This window comes from Flavobacterium sp. MEB061 (assembly GCF_000834715.1).
Classification (GTDB): domain Bacteria; phylum Bacteroidota; class Bacteroidia; order Flavobacteriales; family Flavobacteriaceae; genus Flavobacterium; species Flavobacterium pectinovorum.
The window spans coordinates 82,712-103,890 of record NZ_JXQR01000009.1 but is presented as its reverse complement, the minus strand read 5'-3'; the positions used below and the strand labels follow the sequence as shown (position 1 = coordinate 103,890).

Below are 21,179 nucleotides of genomic sequence, written 5' to 3'. Positions count from 1 at the left end.
TATATGTTTTTTAGTAAATGATTATTTATTGTTTCATTAAAAGTTCAACCGTTTTAATTTTCAAATTATCACCGGAAGCCAGCATTAAAGCTGTTTCATCTTTATCATTGGTGATCGTAATATCAGCGCCCTGATCTAGTAATAATTTTACTTTTCTATAGGTTTCTTTTGCCATTTCGGCATCATAATTAACATTATAGGCACAAACTTTATGCAAAATCGTGTTTCCTTGATTGTCTTGTTCGTTAATATCTAAAGAAACATTTTCTAAAACTGATTTCAGGATATCTGACTTCTTTTCCACAATAAAATCAATTCCGGATTTTGGCTGTCCGTAATGTTGAGCACAGAAATTCACATCGGCACCATCAGCTAACAGTCTTTCAAGAAATGTAATATCTGTTGGCGAACCAGAAACAGAACTGATAAAATTAGTCAATAAAGTTCGTCCGTCTTTGTTTACAATATTAAAATCAGGTGAAGAAACAGCTGCTAAAGCATCGTACATCTCATACGAAAACTGTTCTGCCACAGCATAATAAAAAGCAGTATTGTTGAGGTTGTCGGTTTCGTTAGGATCAGCGCCATTTTCAAGCAAGAATGGTAAAATATCTTTTCTGGCCCTTTTAACAGCGCACATTAGCGGAGTTGTTCCAACAATATTTTTTTCGTTAATGTCAACCCCGTTTTCAGTAAGTATAGAAATGTACTCTTTTGTTTTCTCTGTTTCTAAGCCATAAGTATTTATAACAGAGTAGATGAGGTTTTCTTCGGCATTGTTTTTATACTGCGTATTTGCTCCAAAATTATCAATAAGGGTTTTTATGATTTTTGGAGGAGCACTTTTTTCCAGAAAATATCTTAGCAAAGTCTGATCGCTGATTTCATCATTAAGATTGTCCATTTTTGACATCAAAGCTTCGAAAAATGAAAGCGATTCGTCATCATCTTTTAAATATCTGGTCAAAGGAGCAAAAATTGATTTGTCAAAACTGTCCAGTTCGTAAATATCGGTTTCAATAAATCCGGCATTTATTAATTTTTCGATGAAATCAATCTCTTTGGCTTCAATGATTTTGGCTGCGATTTGAGAAAAATTGTTTTTAAGATATTGTTCGTTAAATTTTTCTCCGTTATTTAGGCATTCTCTGGCCTCGTCAAATTTTCCCTGAAAAAGGAAACTTTCAATCTGGTTTTGCATTTGTAGTGGTATTTAAAATGAAGAATTAAGTTTGATTTTAAATCAGAATTGATAATTTAGGCGTTCCCGAATTATGTTGTAAGATAAAAACATAAAATTGATGAATATATTTCAGGATACAAATTAAAAAGGATTTTTTATATAAGAAAATTGACGGAGTGAGCTTTTTTTGAAGAATATTTTCTAAAATTGATAGATAGAGAAGAAAATTAAAATGATTTTGATACCAAAAAAGGGCAGGTTTTTTATTTAACAACCCTTTAGAAGTAATCCATAAAAAGCAAACTAAAAAAAATACTATCTTTACCGATCAAACGTTTATGAACTTAAGCTGCGTTTCTGCAGCACTACATATATAATTATGGCATGTACAAGTTGTTCAACCTCAGATGGTGGCGCACCAAAGGGTTGTAAAAATAATGGGACTTGCGGCACCGATAGCTGCAATAAATTGACTGTTTTTGACTGGCTCGCGAACATGAGTCCGTCTAATGGAGAGGCAATTTTTGACTGTGTTGAGGTTCGTTTTAAAAACGGACGCAAGGAATTCTTTAGAAATTCAGAGAAATTAACTTTAAGTATTGGTGATATTGTAGCAACTGTTGCATCACCAGGACATGATATTGGGATTGTTACTTTGACAGGAGAATTGGTAAAAATTCAAATGAAGAAAAAAGGTGTTAATCACGAAAGTAATGAAGTGCCTAAAATTTACCGAAAAGCATCTCAAAAAGACATCGACATTTGGTCTGTAGCCCGTGATCGCGAAGAACCAATGAAAGTTCGTGCGCGTGAATTGGCAATTCAGCATAAATTGGAAATGAAGATTTCTGATATTGAATTTCAGGGAGATGGGTCAAAAGCTACTTTTTACTACACAGCAAATGACAGAGTCGATTTTAGACTTTTGATTAAAGATTTTGCTAAAGAATTTAGTACAAGAGTTGAAATGAAACAAGTAGGTTTCCGTCAGGAAGCGGCTCGTTTGGGAGGAATTGGTTCTTGCGGACGTGAACTTTGCTGTTCAACCTGGTTAACAGATTTTAGAAGTGTCAATACTTCGGCGGCGCGTTACCAACAGCTTTCGCTAAATCCCCAAAAATTAGCCGGACAATGCGGAAAATTAAAGTGTTGTTTAAACTACGAACTAGATACATACATGGATGCCTTGAAGGATTTTCCGGATTACGATACTAAATTAGTTACCGAAAAAGGAGATGCAATTTGCCAAAAACAAGATATTTTTAAAGGCTTGATGTGGTTTGCTTACACCAATAATTTTGCAAACTGGCATGTTTTGAAAATTGATCAGGTAAAAGAAATTATTGCTGAAAATAAACTGAAAAACAAAGTTTCATCGCTTGAAGATTTTGCGATAGAAGTAGTTTCAGAACCTGAAAAAGATTTTAATAACGCAATGGGTCAGGAAAGTTTGACTCGTTTTGATCAGCCAAAAAGAAAGAAAAAACCAAATCGCAAACGCAAACCTAACGCTGAAGGCGCTGTAGTGGCTACTCCTGCCAAACCGCAACAAAGTAACAATAACAGCAATAAACCTGCGGGAGGAGGAAATCCGAACAAAAACAAACAGAATAATAACAATAAGCCGAATAATTCGAATAAGCCCAAATCGAATGATAACAAACCAGCTGAACCGAGAAAACCTATAATTATTACTAAAAATGAGAATAAAAAATAGCGGAATTCTTCTTTTGGCAGCAATACTTCTTTTTTCGTGTGATAAAAAAAGAGTATTCGATGAGTACAAATCTGTTGGAAGCGCCTGGCATAAAGACAGTATTGTAACCTTTGATCTGCCTGTTTTAGATTCTACCAAAAAATACAATTTATTTGTAAATTTGAGAGATAACAACAATTATCCCTTCAAAAATTTGTTTTTAATTGTTGCTATTGAAACACCAAACGGTTTTACCAAAGTTGATACTTTAGAATACGAAATGGCTAAACCGGATGGAACCTTGTTAGGAAATGGTTTTACGGATATAAAAGAAAGTAAACTGTATTACAAAGAGGATGTTAAGTTTAGAGGGAAATACAAAGTACACATCAAACAAGCTGTTCGTGAATCAGGGAAAATTCCCGGTGTTGAAGCTTTAGAAGGTATTACAGACGTAGGTTTTAGAATAGAACAAAAAGATTAGATAAATAGTTATGGCCACCAAAAAAAACAATCAACCTAATAGTACTAAAGATATTAACTACTATAAAAAGAAATTCTGGAGATTTTTTGTCTACTTTTTATTAGGCATTCTGGCTTTCTTTTTATTCGCTTCGTGGGGACTTTTCGGATCGATGCCTTCTTTTGAAGATTTAGAAAACCCGGATTCTAACTTAGCAACAGAAATTATTTCTTCGGATGGAGTTGTAATTGGAAAGTATTTTAAAACCAACAGATCACAGCTTAAATATTCGGATTTGCCAAAAAGCCTAGTTGAAGCGTTAGTTGCCACCGAAGATGCTCGTTTTTACGAACATTCCGGAATTGACGGACGCGGAACTTTAAGAGCCGTTTTTACGCTAGGAACAAATGGTGGAGCGAGTACGTTAACACAACAATTAGCCAAACAATTATTTCATGGTGAAGGTTCTAAGTTCTTGCCATTTAGAATTGTACAAAAAATAAAAGAATGGATTATTGCCATTCGTCTTGAAAGACAATACACGAAAAACGAAATTTTGGCCATGTATTGCAATGTTTACGACTTCGGAAATTATTCTGTTGGAGTAAGTTCTGCAGCACAGACCTATTTTTCGAAAGATCCGAAAGATTTAACAATGGACGAATCGGCTATTTTAGTCGGAATGTTCAAAAATTCAGGATTGTACAATCCGGTTCGTAATCCGCAAGGAGTAAAAAACCGTCGTAATGTTGTTCTTGCGCAGATGGAAAAAGCGAAGATGATTTCTACAGCAGAAAAAGAAAGATTACAAGCTTTACCAATTGCATTAAAATTCAAATTAGAAAGCCACCGTGAAGGTACAGCAACCTATTTCAGAGAATATCTTCGTGATTACATGAAAAAATGGATGGCGGAGAACAAAAAACCAGACGGTTCTGATTATGATATCTACAAAGATGGTTTGAAAATTTATACGACCATCGATTCAAGAATGCAGCAATATGCTGAAGAGGCAGTTTCGGCACACATGAAAAATTTGCAGCAGCAATTTTTCATCGAGCAAAAAAACAATAAAAATGCACCTTTCGTAAATATCACTCAGGCAGAAACGGAGAAATTGATGATGCAGGCCATGAAAAACTCAACGCGTTGGGCGATCATGAAAGATCTGGACAAAAGCGAAGACGATATTATTGCTTCATTCAAAGTAAAAACACAAATGCGCATTTTTACCTGGAAAGGAGAACGCGATACTATTATGACGCCGCTGGATTCTATCCGTTATTACAAACACTTTTTGCAATCTGGTTTAATGGCGATGGAACCACAAACCGGAAATATTAAAGCGTGGGTTGGTGGTATCAACTACAAATATTTCCAATACGATCACGTTGGGCAGGGAGCAAGACAAGTAGGGTCTACATTCAAGCCTTTTGTTTATGCAACTGCTATTGAGGAATTAAATATGTCTCCTTGTGATTCCATTTTAGATGGACCTTTTATGATTCATAAAGGACGTCACCACGTTACAGAAGATTGGGAGCCAAGAAACTCTGACAACAGATACCGCGGAATGGTAACTTTAAAACAAGGTTTAGCAAATTCGATCAATACCGTTTCGGCTAAATTAATAGATCGTGTTGGTCCAGAAGCCGTTGTAGAATTAACACATAAATTAGGTGTTAAAACCGAAATTCCCGCTCAGCCTTCTATTGCTTTAGGAGCTGTAGATATTACGGTTGAAGATATGGTTGCTGCTTACAGCACATTTGCAAATCAGGGAGTGTATGTAAAACCACAATTTTTAAGTCGTATTGAGAATAAAAGCGGTGAGGTTATTTATGAGCCAATTCCGGAATCACACGACGTTTTAAATAAAGACATCGCTTTTGCAGTAATCAAATTATTGCAGGGAGTTACAGAAACCGGTTCTGGTGCACGTTTACGTACGCAAGGCGGTGGAAGCGGAGATAATCGTTGGACAGGATATCCATACATGTTCAAAAATCCGATTGCGGGTAAAACAGGAACAACACAAAATCAATCAGATGGTTGGTTTATGGGGATGGTTCCAAACTTAGTAACAGGTGTTTGGGTTGGATGCGAAGATCGTTCGGCACGTTTCAAGAGTTTGACTTACGGACAAGGTGCAACAGCAGCTTTACCGGTTTGGGCTTACTTCATGAAATTGTGTTATGCCGATAAGAATTTACAAATTTCTAAATCAGAATTTGAGCGTCCGGCAAACCTTTCTATCAAAGTAGATTGTTACAGCGCACCAAAAGTAAAAGATACAACTACAACAGAACAAAATACAGACGAATTCGAATTATAGTTTAAGAGTTCGGTTCTAAATAAAATTATCCTTTTGTGATCTTCTGAAATCAGTCGAAAACAAAAGGATTTTTTTTGAAATAAGTATAAATTTTTTTTACCGCAAAGTTCGCTAAGGTTTTATAAAGCTTTGCGAACTTTGCGTTTTTGTCTTTGTGAGCTTTGCGGTTAATAAACTAGCTATAGATTTATTTTTACGAAATCGTTATAATTTAATCTAAAAATGGTATTTTTATCAAAATTATACAGTAATAAAGTCAGTTTGTTATGATAACAAAAAAAGTGGATAGCGTACACGATGCTATAAAAGGAATTGAAAGCGGGATGACGATTATGTTTGGTGGTTTTGGTTTATGCGGAATTCCTGAAAATACTATTGCTGCTTTAGTAAACACATCAATTTCAGATTTAACTTGTATTTCTAATAATGCAGGAGTTGATGATTTTGGTTTAGGATTGCTTTTGCAGAAGAAACAAATAAAAAAAATGATCTCCTCGTATGTGGGTGAAAATGCAGAATTCGAACGTCAGATGCTTTCTGGTGAATTAGAAGTGGAGTTAACGCCACAAGGAACTCTTGCAGAACGTTGTCGTGCGGCCCAAGCGGGAATTCCAGCTTTCTTTACACCGGCAGGTTACGGAACCGAAGTAGCAGAAGGTAAAGAAGTTCGTGAGTTCAATGGAAAAATGCATATTATGGAAGAAGCTTTCAAAGCTGATTTTGCCATTGTAAAAGCATGGAAAGGTGACGAAGCAGGAAATCTTATTTTTAAAGGAACTGCCCGAAACTTTAATGCGTGTATGGCCGGAGCCGGAAAAATTACCATTGCCGAAGTTGAAGAACTGGTTCCTGTTGGAACTTTAGATCCAAATCAAATTCATATCCCGGGAATTATGGTGCAACGCATCTTTCAGGGAGAAAAATTTGAGAAAAGAATCGAGCAACGTACTGTAAGACAGAGGAATTAGAGAATGAGGTAATTTGTCAATTAGATAATGAATTAGATAACGCAAAATTGTTGCGTTAAATAAATTTTATAATTGATATGTTATTGATTTTTATAAAATTACTTTAAATTACATAAAGTAAAATATTAGATAATTAGAAAATGTGATAATTAGATAATTAGATTGCGCAAGCATTATCTAATTATCTAATTTCCAAATTGACACATTGAGTTTATGTTAACAAAAGAAGATATAGCAAAACGAATTGCTAAAGAAGTAAAAGACAGATATTTTGTTAATCTTGGTATCGGAATTCCGACTTTGGTTGCAAATTATGTGAGAGAAGATATAGCAGTTGAGTTCCAGAGTGAAAACGGTGTTCTTGGCATGGGGCCTTTTCCTTTTGCAGGAGAAGAAGATGCTGATATTATCAATGCTGGAAAACAAACGATTACTACGCTTCCGGGAGCAAGTTTCTTTGATTCGGCCTTTAGTTTCGGAATGATTCGAAGTCAAAAAGTTGATTTGACTATTCTAGGCGCAATGGAAGTTTCTGAAAACGGAGATATTGCCAACTGGAAAATTCCAGGGAAAATGGTGAAAGGAATGGGAGGCGCAATGGATTTGGTGGCTTCTGCCGAAAATATCATTGTTGCAATGATGCACGTTAATAAAGCTGGAGAATCTAAAATTCTTAAAAAATGCACTTTGCCATTAACAGGCGTAGGATGCGTTAAAAAGGTTGTAACAGAGCTCGCAGTTCTCGAAGTAACTAAAAACGGTTTTAAGCTCTTAGAACGAGCGCCAGGTGTTTCTGTTGAGCATATCGTTGCTTCAACCGAAGCAGAATTAATTATAGAAGGCGAAATTCCGGAAATGAACATTTAATTTTTTTTCTTTAAAAACATATCCCTTTAAGGGCTGGCGTTTATGCCAGCCCTTTTTTTGTTGAATAAAATCAAAGCTATGTCAGGTTTTATTTCTTATATAATGATGTTTCTGTACTACTTTTTTTATATAAAAATTTAAATACCAACGAATTATCGATTTTAGGCTTTCTATTTTGAGAAATTCTTACAGTTTGTTAAATAAAAGTGAATTTAAAGTAAAAAGTGTTGCATTTTATCGATTAACGGCAAATTTCATCGACTATCTAACAAAATTAAAATACTTTTATCCTAAATTAAAGTATTTACTTACGATAAATGTTTTATTTGTAATCATTTAACCAAACTTTAAAAACCCCTTAAATTATGAGAAAAAAATTACCAGGAATCATGGCGACCGCCGTTGTTTTTACTTTTACAATCTCTTCATTTGCTCAGACAGATAAGCAAATAAGTCAGAAAAATGTTTCTGAAAACGGACAACCAAGTTTAATCACCTTTAATGAGAAATCAACTTACAAAGGCTCAGATGCTCAAAAAGTCTTTAAGGAGCAACTTGGTTTAAAAGACTCTCAATCTTTTGCAAAAATCAAAACCCAATCTGACAAACAAGGTTACACTCATGAAAAATTCCAATTGTATGAACAGGGAATCAAAGTTGAATTTGCCAATTATACCCTGCATTCAAAAGATGGAAAATTAGTATCGATGAATGGTGAATTCTACGATATCGAAAATGTTAAAACTACACCTAAACTTTCTTCTCAGGAAGCTTTCAACAGAGCACTTAGCTACACGCATGCAACAGAATATCTTTGGGAAAAACCACAAGATGCTATAGCAATGGATTATGAAAAACCAAAAGGAGAACTTGTTTTGTTGCCTGCAATGGAAGAACAAGGTGAAAAACGCACAACTGATAAAGTTCGTTTGGCTTACAAGTTTGACATTTATGCTACAAAACCTTTAAGCCGCGGAGATCTTTATATTGATGCTGAAACCGGAAAAGCATTGTTTTATAATGCAACTATAAAACATTTAAACGATAATGTACATGCAAGGAAATCTTCTTCGGTAAATGCAGATAAAAATATATCGGCTTCAAAAATGGCAATTGTTGCTGCCAATGCCGCGACTCGTTACAGCGGAACGCAGACAATACAAACTACTTTAAGCGGATCATCTTATATTTTATCAGATACATCTCGTGGTTTAGGCGTTCAAACTTATAATTCTGCAAGAACAGCGACTTATCCAACAACAAATTTTTCTGATGCCGATAATAACTGGACAGCCGCAGAATATAACAACACCAATAAAGACAATGGCGCTCTTGATGCACATTGGGGTGCAGAAAAAACATATGATTACTGGTCAACAGTACACAGTAGAAACAGTTTTGATGATGCCGGTGCTAAAATCAAAAGTTATGTACACTATAATTTAGTTGCTGCAGGATATTCAAGCAACAATAATGCCTTTTGGAACGGAAGCGTAATGACTTACGGAGACGGAACAGGAACAGGAGGATTTGATATTTTAACTTCTCTGGATGTTGCCGGACACGAAATTGGTCACGCTGTATGTACTTACACAGCAAACTTAGCCTACCAAAAAGAATCTGGAGCAATGAATGAAGCATTCTCTGATATTTGGGCAGCTTGTATTGAATATCATTCAGCACCTACAAAATCAATCTGGTTGGTTGGTGAAGATATCGAAAGAAGAAGCGGGCATGTTGCTTTGCGTTCTATGAGCGATCCAAATGCTGAAGGACAACCGGATACTTACGGTGGAACGAATTGGATAAACGTAAATTGTACTCCAACAAACAACAATGACCAATGTGGGGTACATACAAATTCAGGTGTTTTAAATCACTGGTTTTACATTTTATCTGTTGGTAAAACAGGAACTAATGATCTTGGAAATGCTTACAACGTAACAGGAATTACTCTTGATAAAGCTGAGAAAATTGCTTTTCGTTTAGAGAGCGAATATTTAGGAGCCAATTCAACTTATGCCAATGCAAGAACTTTTGGAATACAATCTGCTATTGAATTATACGGTGCAGGTTCTGCCGAAGTTATTGCAACAACAAACGCATTTTATGCTGTAGGTGTTGGTGCGGCATATTCTGGCTCAACAGATACTGTAGCTCCTTCGGCTCCAACTTCTTTGGCAGCTTCTGGAACAACAGGCACAACAACCAATTTAACCTGGACAGCTTCTACAGACAATGTTGCAGTAACAGGCTACGATATTTATCAGGGAACAACTCTTAAAGGATCATCTGCAACAACATCTTACACAGTAACAGGATTAACAGGTTCAACGGCTTATACTTTTAGTGTAAAAGCGAAAGATGCTGCCGGAAATGTTTCAGCTTCAAGTAGTACAGTAAATGTTACTACTACCGCTGCTGGTATAACATATTGTGCATCTCAGGGAAATAGTACTGCAGATGAAAGAATTAGTAAAGTTGTTTTTGGTACGATCAATAATACTTCGACAGGAACAACAGGCTACGAAAACTATACTGCAATTTCTACAAATGCAGCAAGAGGAACAGCTTATACTATTACAATTACACCAGTTTGGACGTCTACGACTTACAATGAAGGTTATGCAGTATTTATAGATTACAATCAGGATGGGGATTTCTCAGATTCTGGTGAAACGGTTTGGACAAAAGCAGCTTCAAAAACGACTCCGGTTACAGGATCAATTACAATTCCTGCAACAGCAACTCTTGGAACAACAAGATTGAGAGTTTCTATGAAATACAATGCAATTCCAACATCTTGTGAGGCTTTCTCTTACGGACAAGTTGAAGATTATTCTATAAACATTACAGCTTCTGGAGCAGTTGTTGAAGAAAGCATTACCGGAATAGCTGAAACTGTTGAAACTGCACGTTTTGCTTTATATCCAAATCCGGTTGAAAGCGAATTAAATATTTCAATTTCAGAAAGTAATGGATACACTTATAGAATTACAAACACATTGGGACAACAGCTAAGTTCAGGAGAACTTTATGGAAATCCAATTGATGTAAGTAAATTGGCTACCGGAATTTACTTAATTGAATTAAATAACGGCAGTAAAAAAATCGTGAAGAAATTCGCAAAAAAATAAAAAATTGTAATTTAAAAAAGGAAAGCCCCGTAATGGGGCTTTTTTTTTGTCAATAGGTATTGAAAGCAAAATCACATAATTTGCCGGAAATAAAAAAAGCGTTCATCATGAACGCTTTCTAATATAATTTGCTTTGGAAGAATCTTATAAATTAAAAGAAGCTCCTAAACTAAAAGTTGCCTGGTTGTTTAAATGATCGAATACGTCATTATCATTACCGTATTTTGCAATTGGGAATCCGATTTCTGTGAAAACACCAAATCCGTCAGTAAAAAAGTAACGACCACCAACGTGTCCGCCAAAATTGTGTAATCCTAAACTTAAACCAGGGTAAACATCTAATTGCTCAACACCAATTACGCTGCTTAAATTTGCATTAATTCTTGCTTTTGCATCAAAACGATCCTGAAATTCTGGTTTGTAATCATAATATGGAGTTGGGTTATTGTGATAAACCCCTGAGAAATTATCAACTCCTAGTAAATAAGTTGTAACAAATCCGAAAGAGAAATTTTCTCCTAAACCGAAATCAATAGATCCCTGAATTCCTGATCCACCATCTTGTAAATTAGCACCAACGTTAACTTTCATGTCACCTTTTCCAGAGAAAGCCTGTTGGGCATTAGTGAATCCGAATGACGCTAAAAACAAAAGTGTAATAAATTTTTTCATAAACTTAAATATTAATTATTTGGATTGCAAATTTAGTTTTTTACACTTCAATTCCTACCTTTTTCATTAAAATACAATTCATTTAATGGGTCACTTTGCCAGAACTCCTTGGTATCCACGTTCATAATAGTCAGAGGGCCTTTAAAAGCAGCACCAGTATCAACATTCCAAACGCAGGCTTTGTTTATTGGCACCGTTTGACCAATTCTGGTTACAGGCGTATGACCAATAAATATCTCTTTGTATATCGTAAAACGTTTTGGATAAAATAAATCGTCAGGTTTTAAATTGGGGTCTAATGAAAGGGCTGATTCCCAAAGTGTTCTGTCCCAGTAAAATAATTTAGGAAAGTACTCCCAGACTACACCATTTAAGTTCGTAAAGCCAGCATGAACAAATAATCGGTTTTGATCATCAAGATAATAATCCTGCAATGCTTCAAAAAAAGCAATATGTGTTTTCTTTTTTTCTTCAGAAAGTTTAGAATATCCTTCAACAGTAGCTCTTCCGCCATGTTTGTACCACATTTCTTCATCAAATTCTTCATTTCGATTTTCCAGCCAGTCTAAGGCCAATTGATCATGATTTCCTCTAATGCAAATGCAGTTTTGTTTGCTTTTAAGAGCAATCAAATATTCGATTACTTCTGCAGACTGACTCCAGCCATCTACATAATCACCTAAAAATATAAGAGTATCTTGTGTGGTAACCTGAGCTTTTATCAGCACTTGTTCAAGAGCGAGTAATCCGCCGTGTATGTCGCCTATAACAAATGTTCGCATTGTTTAATTTTTCATCTGGAAGAACAAAAATATAAAGAATAATTGGTTTGAACTCATCGAATTTATATTCTTTAAAAATTGATATTATTTATAACTGTTTTGAGCACTTTTTTATTGCTTTTCCTTTTTAAATTTGTAGCATGTCTGAAATGCCTACATATCGAAAAATTATCCATATTGATATGGATGCTTTTTATGCTTCTGTGGAGCAAATGGACAATCCTGCTTTACGCGGAAAAGCCATTGCTGTTGGAGGTTCAGAAAATAGAGGAGTGGTGGCAGCGGCAAGTTATGAAGCCCGAAAATTTGGTGTTAGAAGTGCCATTAGTGGAGTTCTGGCCAAAAAATATTGCCCTGAAATCATTTTTGTACGTCCTCGTTTTGACAGATACAAAGAAATATCGGGTAAAATTCATAAAATTTTTCATGAATATACAGATTTGGTTGAACCCCTTTCGCTCGACGAAGCTTATCTTGATGTAACTCAAAATAAAAAGGGAAATCCAAGTGCGAGTTTATTGGCTCAGGAAATCCGGTCAAGAATCCTTAGTGAAGTTGGACTTACAGCTTCGGCAGGAATTTCGGTCAATAAATTTGTGGCTAAAATTGCCAGCGACATTAATAAACCAAATGGACAAAAAACAGTAAATCCGGATGAGATTATACCTTTTTTGGAAGATTTGCCAATCCGTAAGTTTTATGGTGTCGGAAAAGTAACCACCGAAAAAATGTATCAGTTGGGAATTTTTACCGGAGCTGATTTAAAAACAAAACCGGTAGAATTTCTGGAGAAACACTTTGGCAAATCAGGTGGTTTTTATTATAATGTTGTGCGCGGAATTCATAATAGTGAAGTCAAACCTTCACGAATTACCAAATCTGTCGCAGCAGAACATACTTTTGATGTCAATTTGTCTTCAGAGATTTTTATGTTGGAACAACTCGAGAGAATCGCCACATCATTAGAAAAAAGATTGAAAAGACACAATATTTCCGGTAAAACCGTGACACTTAAAATAAAATACAGCGATTTTACCCAACAAACCCGAAGCAAAACTTTACCCTATTTTATTTCAGATAAAAGTTTGATTCTCGAAACGGTAGAAGAATTATTGTATCAGGAACGAATGAAAGATTCTGTTCGATTACTCGGAATTTCATTAAGTAATTTGAATACCGAGGAGAAAAAGGCGGTTGTTGTTCAGCTTAAATTTTCTTTTTAATAGTTATAAATTGAAGGAAATGAGGTTTTCCATATTTATAATCAAGATTTTCATTTTACCTTTATAGAAAAGTTACTTTACGAATAAATCATTTGAGATGAAAAAAGATAATTCTGATGAAATTTCAAGCCGCCATTCAGTTCCTATCTTAGCATGGGATTTTCATTATGAGTATATAAATGAATTGAAAGCTATTTTTACTGATTTAAAGAAAGTCAGTAAGATTTCAAGTGAATTTCATTGGAATGAAAAGAACCTGAAAATTAAGGAAAGAATTAAAGAGGAGATAATTGTGGTTACAGATATAAATCTGAAGATTGTTTTTGCCTCAACCGGAATTAAAAGAATGACCGGGTATACAGAAGAAGAGATTTTGGGAAAAACACCAAAAATGTTTCAGGGTCCGAAAACATGCAATGTCGTTTTAAAAGAAATTAGAGAAGCTATAAAACTTCAGATGCCATTTGAAAAAATAGTTGAAAATTATAAAAAAAACGGTCATAGTTACAAATGCAAAATAAATGGAGTTCCTATTTTTAACCTAAAAGGAGAACTATCGCATTTCATTGCTTTTGAAAGTGAAGATAAAAGTGCTTAATTTTTAGCCACAAAGGCACAAAGGCGCAAAGATTATTATAAGAAACAAAAAAACCGCCCAAATAGGCGGTTTTTGCATATATAAAACTTGGTGTCTTAGTGTCTTTGTGGCAAACATCTACAGATTTTCAAAAAAGTCATTTCCTTTATCATCTGTAATGATAAATGCAGGGAAATCTTTAACCGTAATTTTACGAACCGCTTCCATTCCTAATTCTTCAAAATCAACAACTTCAACTTTTAGGATATTATCTTGTGCTAAAATTGCTGCCGGGCCTCCAATTGAACCCAGGTAAAATCCGCCATATTTGTTGCAGGCATCTGTAACTTGTTTGGTACGGTTTCCTTTTGCGAGCATAATCATACTTCCGCCATGTTTTTGGAATTCATCTACATAAACATCCATACGTCCGGCTGTTGTTGGTCCAAAACTTCCGGAAGCCATTCCTTCAGGTGTTTTTGCTGGTCCGGCGTAATAAACAGGATGATTTTTAAAATATTCCGGCATTGGTTTTCCGGCTTCTAAAAGTTCCATAATTTTTGCATGTGCGATATCACGTGCAACAATTACAGTTCCGTTTAATTTTAAACGGGTTTTGATAGGATATTGACTCAATTTAGCCAAAATATCAGCCATTGGCATATCCAGGTCAATTTCTACGGGAGCTTCTAAATGCGGAGCTGTTTCCGGTAAAAACTGTTTTGGATTTACTTCTAACTGTTCCACATAAATTCCGTCTTTCGTAATTTTCCCTTTGATATTTCTATCTGCTGAACAAGAAACGCCTAACCCAACCGGGCAAGAAGCAGCATGACGCGGCAAACGAATGACACGAACATCATGCGTAAAATATTTTCCTCCAAATTGAGCGCCAATAGCACTTTCCTGGCAAATTTGCTGTACGCGGTTTTCCCATTCTAAATCACGGAAAGCCTGACCAGCCATGTTTCCTGTCGTTGGCAAATGATCATAGTATCCTGCAGATGCTTTTTTAACAGCACTTAGGTTTGCTTCCGCAGAAGTTCCTCCAATTACTAAAGCCAAATGATAGGGAGGACAAGCTGAAGTTCCTAAATCTTTAATCTTTGTACGAATGAATGCATCCATAGATTTATCATTCAATAAAGATTTTGTTTGCTGATACAAGTATGTTTTATTGGCAGATCCACCACCTTTTGCCATAAATAAAAACTCGTATGAATTTCCTTTTTTAGCATAAATGTCAATTTGCGCCGGAAGATTCGATCCTGAATTTTTTTCTTCAAACATCGAAATAGGTACAATTTGAGAATATCTTAGATTACGTTTTTGGTATGTATTGAAAATTCCTCTGCTCAACCATTCTGCATCATCAACACCTGTAAAAATGCTTTCGCCTTTTTTAGCCATTACAATTGCAGTTCCCGTATCCTGGCAGCTTGGCAATTGTCCTTCGGCAGCTACAGAAGCATTTTGAAGTAAATTGTAAGCCACAAAACGATCATTGTCTGTCGCCTCTGGATCGTCAAGAATGTTTCTTAATTTTTGCAAATGCGTCGTTCTCAACATAAACGAAACATCTGTTAAGGCTTCTTCAGCCAATAACTCTAATCCTTTCGGATCAACAGTAAGAACTTCACGTTCTCCAAATTTTTCAACTTTCACAAAATCTGAAGTGATTTTGCGGTATTGCGTATCATCCTTTAAAATAGGATAAGGGTCTTGGTATATAAAATCAATCATTTCTTTGTTTTTGACAAAGTTAAAAATTATTTATCTAAGAAAGAATTTGAATAAGAGCCGTTTTGAGAGTTTATTTTATGTTGTGAAATTCGGTAAAAGCCATTTTTTTCTCAAAATAAGCCTTGTCTTTTGCAGAAAGTAACTGGCTTTTCCATTTATTTCCGCTTAAGCGAAAAACAATCGAGTCAGAATAAGAAACCATTCCCATGTCTTCGTCATTATCGTCAGGTTCAAACGAAACTCTTTTGCAGTAAAAAGATTCGGAATCTTTTTCGTTTGGAGTTGCAAATTCGACCCAGCTTCCCCAGCCACTGTCCGTCATAGAATTCCATTGATAAACGAGTTGTAAATCATTGTTTTTTAAATGATAGAGATAATTGTTTTGATTATATCCACAGGCAGGATATCCAAAAGAAACCTGAATAAATGAAGTGTTTTTGTTTGTAGCTGTTGCCAAGCCATAATCAGCTCCCCATTCTGATCCTTTTTGATAACCTTCGATTGTTACTTTTGAAGATGCTTTCTTCACCTTGTTTTCATAAAAATCCAATCGGTATTTTACGGTAACAATACTGTCTTTATCTGCTTTTTGATCTAATAAATTTGCAAGAACATAATTCCCTGAGGCATTTTCTTCTCCGTTAGAAATCGGAATTGTATCTGTTTTTAAGAACTTTTCTGCAGAAGCAATTACAACTTCTGTTTTATTTTCTGAAGCAGGGTTTTTTGTTTGAATTTGCGAAACTGGTTTTGGTTTCTGACAGCTTATTATTAGTGATAAAAGGAAAAGGTATTGTGGTTTCATGGTATTTTGATTGATCAATTATTTTTCAACGGATTAATTTCGATGTTTTATCGTGTTTAAACTGGACTGAAGTCCAGCTCTACAAAATAAATCATTCCTACGGAATTTTACAACCTTAGTGAAAAAGAGTCGTCGGCTGAAATTAGGCTCTGGAAAATAAACTAATTCTCAGAATCTCTAAGAAAAGAGCCGTAGGCCTCGACGGATATTGTAGGGCTGGACTTTAGTCCAGTTTATAATAAGACCAATATTGTAGGACCGAATTTTAATTCGGTTTTTTATAAAATCAATATTATAGATCCAGATTTTGAACAGGTTTTGTAGATTAAATTAAATTTTTAAATACATATTTTTCTTCAAACGTAATTTTAAATTTATCTAAGAATGATAAATATTCGTCTTTGAAGTTTTGTGTTTTATGATGTTTCTCTTGGTTTTCGATATATTTATAAACCGAATCAATATGTGACTGACTATAAGAAAAAACACCATAGCCTTCCTGCCATTCAAATCTTGATTTTGTTAAGTTGTGATCATTAATATATTTTGATGATCTCCCTTTTACAATTTTCATTAATTCAGAAATAGAAACAGTTGGTTTTAAACCTAAAAAACAATGAACATGGTCTTCTGTTCCATTTACAATTATAGTTTTGCAGCCTGTTTCATTTATTAAATTACCGATAACGCTAAGTAATTCCGATTTCCATTCCTTTTCTATAACTGCGTCTCTGTATTTTACAGCAAAAACTGCCTGAATATAAACCTGATGATATGTGTTTGACATTTTATATTTATTTGTAACGTTCAAATTCGTCACAATAATATGAAATATCTTACAAATAATTAAATCTATTATTCTGTTTAAACTGGACTAAAGTCCAGCCCTACAAAATAAATCGTTCCTTCGGAACTCTAAGGTGAGACACGTAGTATTAACAAAATAATTATCCCACGGGAATTCTACAATCTTTGGAAAAAGAGCCGTAGGCCTCGACCAATACTGTAGGGCTGGACTTTAGTCCAGTTTGATTAAAAAAACCAGCTAGCCACAAAAATCGCAGTAATTACACAAATCACATCCACCAAAAGCATTGTACCTAAAGCGTAACGGGTATTTTTTATATTAACAGAACCAAAATAAACCGCAATTACATAAAAAGTACTTTCTGCACTGCATTGAAAAATACTACTCAATCTTCCGGTTAAGGAATCTGCTCCAAAAGTGTTCATCGAATCGATTAAAAATCCTCTGGATCCTGCAGAGCTAAAAGGTCTAAGCATAGCAACTGGCAAAGCATCGGTAATTTGTTTGTTTACACCCATATTCGAAAAAATGAAGGCAATCCAGTCGCTGATAATTTCAAATAAACCGCTGTTTCTAAATAACGAAATGGCAACTAACATTCCTAAAACATACGGAAAAATAGTAACTCCCGTTTTAACACCATTATTTGCTCCTACTACGAATGCATCAAAAACGGTTGTTTCGGCTTCTTTAAATTTCTTTTCATTAATGAAAGAAAAAATCAATGTAAAACCTATTATAACAAGTAAAATTAGTGCCGATAGATTTGTTGTGAAAAAGTTTTTCCCTATCAAATCTAAATGGTTTACGTACATCAATAATCCAATAATGGCAGCAATTAATACCATTAAACCAATTACAAGAGAAGCACTTTTGAAATTAATTTTTTGTTTGATTCCAACAATTAAAAAAGCCGCAATTGTACCAATAAACGAAGTAATGATACAAGGAAGCATAACATCAGCCGGATTACTTGCGCCTGCTGCTGCACGATAACCAATAATTGAAGTCGCAATTAATGTTAAACCAGAAGCATGCAGACACATAAACATAATTTGAGCATCACTCGCTCTGTCTTTATCGGGATTTATTTCTTGTAAACTCTCCATTGCTTTTAGACCAAACGGAGTTGCTGCCGAATCTAATCCTAAGAAATTAGCAGCAAAGTTTAAAGTCATGTACGAAATAGAAGGATGGTTTTTTGGAATACTTGGAAATACTTTTACAAAAACCGGACTTAGCCCTTTAGCTAATTTTCCAGAAGCTCCGGAAATAATTAAAAGTTCCATTAATCCACAGAAAAAGGCTAAATATGCAATAAGCGGTAAAATTAAATCAAGCAAAGTACTTTTACAGGTTGGCAATAAACCATCGGATTTTTGGATTCCGCTGTAAATTTTTACCGTTTTGTTTTTATAAACATACGTTGTATCGGGATTAAGCGTATCACGATTGATAATTATCGTTTGATCCGGCGCTTTTTTTATGCTGTCTTTGATAAAGGCAGGAAGTTGTTCAGCATATTTTTCTGAAACAAGAATTGGATCGTCTTTTTTTCCATTTAAAACAGAATCAATAGTATAAGTGTTGGCTGTAAACAAACTTACTATAATGAAGATAATCGACGAAATAAAAATGGTTAACCAAAATCTACTTAATACCATAACGCTGTTTTTTTTGTAAATGTAATTATTTCGAGATAATATGCACAAAGATTTTAGTGTCGAAACAGTTTTTTTGGATATATCGCCCCGATGGGGCTAAAAAACTAAATGCTATTTTTTTTCTATAAATATTGCACTGCTAACGGAGTTGATTAAGCTCCATTGAGCGTGATATTTATAGAAACAGAATATGTAAATCCTGATAGCTCCATCAGAGCGACATAAAACATTCTACTAAAATTAATCAATAACAATTTTAGTATCCAAATAATTTCTAAACGCTTTAATCCCTTCAAACAGAATTGCTTTTTTATGACTTTCGGTTTCATTAAAAAACTCAGTTTCTATTTTGGTCTGATCTTTCTTAATGGTTCTTTTCCAGGTTCCGATGACCTTGCTATTTTCCAAAATTATAGGTTTGAAAATACCATTATTGGTAAAAACTTTTGATTGATGATCTAATAAAATAGAAGCTTCTCTGGTTTTATATGAAATCAAAATCTCATCAAAAGCAGGAAGAAAATGTATGCTTTCCTTAAAGTTTAATGTTGTATTGTTTTGATTTACAAACCAATAAATTTGGTTGTCAATAACAACAGAATTCAACTGCAACTTTATTGCATTAATTACATTCTTGCAAACAGTGGGCGAAAAACCGGACCACCAGGAGAAATCAAGCAATGTTGCCGGACCGTGACTTTCAAAATATCGTTTGGCCAATTTCGCCAAACCTTCTTCTTTGGTCAGTTTCGTTTTGGGTTTTGGGACACGTTCTTCAAGTAAAGCATAAGTCATTTGTTTGCCTTTCATTTTTCCGTTACAAACCAAACCATCCAATTCTGCATTCATCATGATGGCTGCATATAAAAAATCTTGTGAGGAACCTTTTTTAATGTTGAGTTCCTGCATAATTTCTTCCCGGGTTAAATGGTTGTTTCCCGATAATATTTTTTCGATGGAGGAATTAACCTTATTCAGCTTTTGGATATCATAATCGTATTTTTTGGCAGAAGAAACTACAATCTTTTTCACTTGCGGTCCGGAAACATCCAGCATCCAATGAATATCTTCGGCGGCAACAAAATGCCAGGTTGGGCGTAAAATATGAGTCCGAATGATTTTTGCAGAGTTAATAGCATCTTCAATCTCTTTTTCAGTAGCATTACAACGCGAACCAATCGCCCATTTTGCCATCGCATAATCCTGAGCTTGCATAGCGCCCAAGTGATGTACAATTTCCTGCGGAGAACTTAAATTCGGTTCTGAAAGTTTTTGAGAAACAAGTCTGTGATGCGATATTTCCTGATGTGTCATTTTGTAAATATTTAAACCCTATAAGTTATATAAGCGCACTTAAACTTTGTACCTCTGTCGCTCTGAACCTTTGCGCCTTAAAAATCAAACATGAATAATTTCATCATCAATCAATAAATCTTCTCGACGCAAACGAAGGAAAATCTGTGCTACGGCAATTGTATCCTTCTCGCAATAGGTTACAATTCTGTCAATATCTTTTTCTACATAAAACACATGCGCGACCTGACTTCCGTCAATATCTCCTTTTGGCGATGGTACGCCGAGAATCTTGGTAAGTAATTTTAAAGAAGTAAAGTGTTTATAATCGCCAAACTTCCATAATTCTAAAGTATCTAAATGCGGAATTTCCCAAGGTTTTTTACCGAACAAATTTAGTTTATCCGGAATTGCAATTTGGTTGATAATCATTCTGCGCGCCAGAAACGGAATATCAAATTCTTTCGCATTATGTCCGCACAATAAATGTTGGGGCTGATTAAAATGATTGTTCAACAGATTATTAAAATCCTTTAAAATCTTCTTTTCATCGCCAAAAAACGATGTTACGCGGAAATTTCGAACATCACCTTTAATTGTAAAATAACCTACAGAAATGCAAATGATCTTTCCGAATTCTGCCCAAATTCCGGCGCGATCGTAGAATTCTTCGGGAGTAAAATCTTCTTTTCTTTGATATTGAGTTTTTAAATCCCAAAGCGATTGCATTTCCGCGTCGAGAGAATTAAAATTCTCTTCTTCAGGAACGGTTTCTATATCCAGAAATAATATGTTGTTGAGGTTTATTTTTTCAATCATGTGTTTGCCACGAATTTCCCGAATTTTCACTAAATTTTTATGGACATAAATGTATATAAAATTGTTTAAAAACAAGAAATTACTTATAAATTAAACTATGCTTTAATTTTTTATTATTTGTCACGAATTCAAGAATATTTATAA

At 34.8% G+C, this 21,179-nt stretch carries 17 protein-coding genes; 8 read left to right on the top strand and 9 right to left on the bottom strand.

The annotated features are described in order from the left end of the window. Positions 1-25: 25 nt before the first annotated feature. Positions 26-1,201: an ankyrin repeat domain-containing protein gene (locus tag RT99_RS04670; RefSeq protein ID WP_042563578.1), complete on the bottom strand. Its 1,176-nt coding sequence runs from the start codon at positions 1,199-1,201 to the stop codon at positions 26-28. A gap of 361 nt (positions 1,202-1,562) precedes the next feature. On the opposite strand from RT99_RS04670, the gene RT99_RS04665 reads away from it, so the two are divergent. The 6 genes from RT99_RS04665 to RT99_RS04640 all read left to right on the top strand — a co-directional run bounded on the left by RT99_RS04665 (position 1,563) and on the right by RT99_RS04640 (position 10,649). Continuing rightward, complete coding sequence (locus tag RT99_RS04665; RefSeq protein ID WP_042563577.1) at positions 1,563-2,900, top strand: regulatory iron-sulfur-containing complex subunit RicT; 1,338 nt, start codon at positions 1,563-1,565, stop codon at positions 2,898-2,900. After that, positions 2,884-3,363 carry a gliding motility lipoprotein GldH gene (locus tag RT99_RS04660; protein WP_042563576.1) on the top strand — a complete coding sequence of 160 codons (480 nt, stop codon included), beginning with the start codon at positions 2,884-2,886 and terminating at the stop codon, positions 3,361-3,363. Before RT99_RS04665 ends, RT99_RS04660 begins: the two co-directional genes overlap by 17 nt. 10 nt (positions 3,364-3,373) lie before the next feature. Beyond that, positions 3,374-5,677, top strand: coding sequence for a penicillin-binding protein 1A (locus tag RT99_RS04655; RefSeq protein WP_042563575.1), 2,304 nt, complete (start codon positions 3,374-3,376; stop codon positions 5,675-5,677). A 266-nt stretch (positions 5,678-5,943) separates the two neighbouring features. Then, entirely contained in the window at positions 5,944-6,645 is a 702-nt protein-coding gene (locus RT99_RS04650) for a CoA transferase subunit A (protein WP_042563574.1), read from the top strand. A 213-nt stretch (positions 6,646-6,858) separates the two neighbouring features. Then, complete coding sequence (locus tag RT99_RS04645) at positions 6,859-7,512, top strand: 3-oxoacid CoA-transferase subunit B (protein WP_042563573.1); 654 nt, start codon at positions 6,859-6,861, stop codon at positions 7,510-7,512. Positions 7,513-7,877: 365 nt separating this feature from the next. Next, entirely contained in the window at positions 7,878-10,649 is a 2,772-nt protein-coding gene (locus tag RT99_RS04640) for a M4 family metallopeptidase (protein ID WP_042563572.1), read from the top strand. A 144-nt stretch (positions 10,650-10,793) separates the two neighbouring features. Here RT99_RS04640 and RT99_RS04635 read toward each other — a convergent pair whose 3' ends face one another. Together RT99_RS04635 and RT99_RS04630 are read right to left on the bottom strand one after the other, a co-directional pair. Continuing rightward, positions 10,794-11,321 carry a DUF6646 family protein gene (locus RT99_RS04635; RefSeq protein ID WP_042563571.1) on the bottom strand — a complete coding sequence of 176 codons (528 nt, stop codon included), beginning with the start codon at positions 11,319-11,321 and terminating at the stop codon, positions 10,794-10,796. 47 nt (positions 11,322-11,368) lie between these two features. Further along, positions 11,369-12,103 carry a metallophosphoesterase family protein gene (locus RT99_RS04630; RefSeq protein WP_042563570.1) on the bottom strand — a complete coding sequence of 245 codons (735 nt, stop codon included), beginning with the start codon at positions 12,101-12,103 and terminating at the stop codon, positions 11,369-11,371. A gap of 140 nt (positions 12,104-12,243) precedes the next feature. Between RT99_RS04630 and dinB the strand changes: the two genes are divergently transcribed. Both dinB and RT99_RS04620 read left to right on the top strand, forming a co-directional pair. Further along, on the top strand, positions 12,244-13,326 hold the full coding sequence (gene dinB / locus RT99_RS04625) for a DNA polymerase IV (protein ID WP_042563569.1): 1,083 nt from the start codon (positions 12,244-12,246) through the stop codon (positions 13,324-13,326). A gap of 97 nt (positions 13,327-13,423) precedes the next feature. Beyond that, on the top strand, positions 13,424-13,924 hold the full coding sequence (locus RT99_RS04620; RefSeq protein ID WP_042563568.1) for a PAS domain-containing protein: 501 nt from the start codon (positions 13,424-13,426) through the stop codon (positions 13,922-13,924). Between the two features lie 117 nt (positions 13,925-14,041). On the opposite strand, the gene RT99_RS04615 is transcribed toward RT99_RS04620, so the two are convergent. From RT99_RS04615 to RT99_RS04590, 6 genes are all read right to left on the bottom strand, one after another. Continuing rightward, positions 14,042-15,646: a fumarate hydratase gene (locus RT99_RS04615; protein ID WP_042563567.1), complete on the bottom strand. Its 1,605-nt coding sequence runs from the start codon at positions 15,644-15,646 to the stop codon at positions 14,042-14,044. A 70-nt stretch (positions 15,647-15,716) separates the two neighbouring features. Further along, positions 15,717-16,451, bottom strand: a complete 735-nt coding sequence (locus RT99_RS04610) for a hypothetical protein (RefSeq protein WP_042563566.1) — start codon at positions 16,449-16,451, stop codon at positions 15,717-15,719. A 325-nt stretch (positions 16,452-16,776) separates the two neighbouring features. Further along, a complete protein-coding gene (tnpA, locus tag RT99_RS04605) occupies positions 16,777-17,238 on the bottom strand; it encodes an IS200/IS605 family transposase (RefSeq protein ID WP_042563565.1) in 462 nt (153 codons plus the stop codon). A gap of 245 nt (positions 17,239-17,483) precedes the next feature. Continuing rightward, positions 17,484-18,923 carry a nucleoside recognition domain-containing protein gene (locus RT99_RS04600; protein WP_042563564.1) on the bottom strand — a complete coding sequence of 480 codons (1,440 nt, stop codon included), beginning with the start codon at positions 18,921-18,923 and terminating at the stop codon, positions 17,484-17,486. Between the two features lie 240 nt (positions 18,924-19,163). After that, positions 19,164-20,237 carry a winged helix DNA-binding domain-containing protein gene (locus RT99_RS04595; RefSeq protein WP_042563563.1) on the bottom strand — a complete coding sequence of 358 codons (1,074 nt, stop codon included), beginning with the start codon at positions 20,235-20,237 and terminating at the stop codon, positions 19,164-19,166. Positions 20,238-20,321: 84 nt separating this feature from the next. Continuing rightward, positions 20,322-21,035: a 3'-5' exonuclease gene (locus RT99_RS04590; protein WP_042563562.1), complete on the bottom strand. Its 714-nt coding sequence runs from the start codon at positions 21,033-21,035 to the stop codon at positions 20,322-20,324. Positions 21,036-21,179 lie beyond the last annotated feature (144 nt).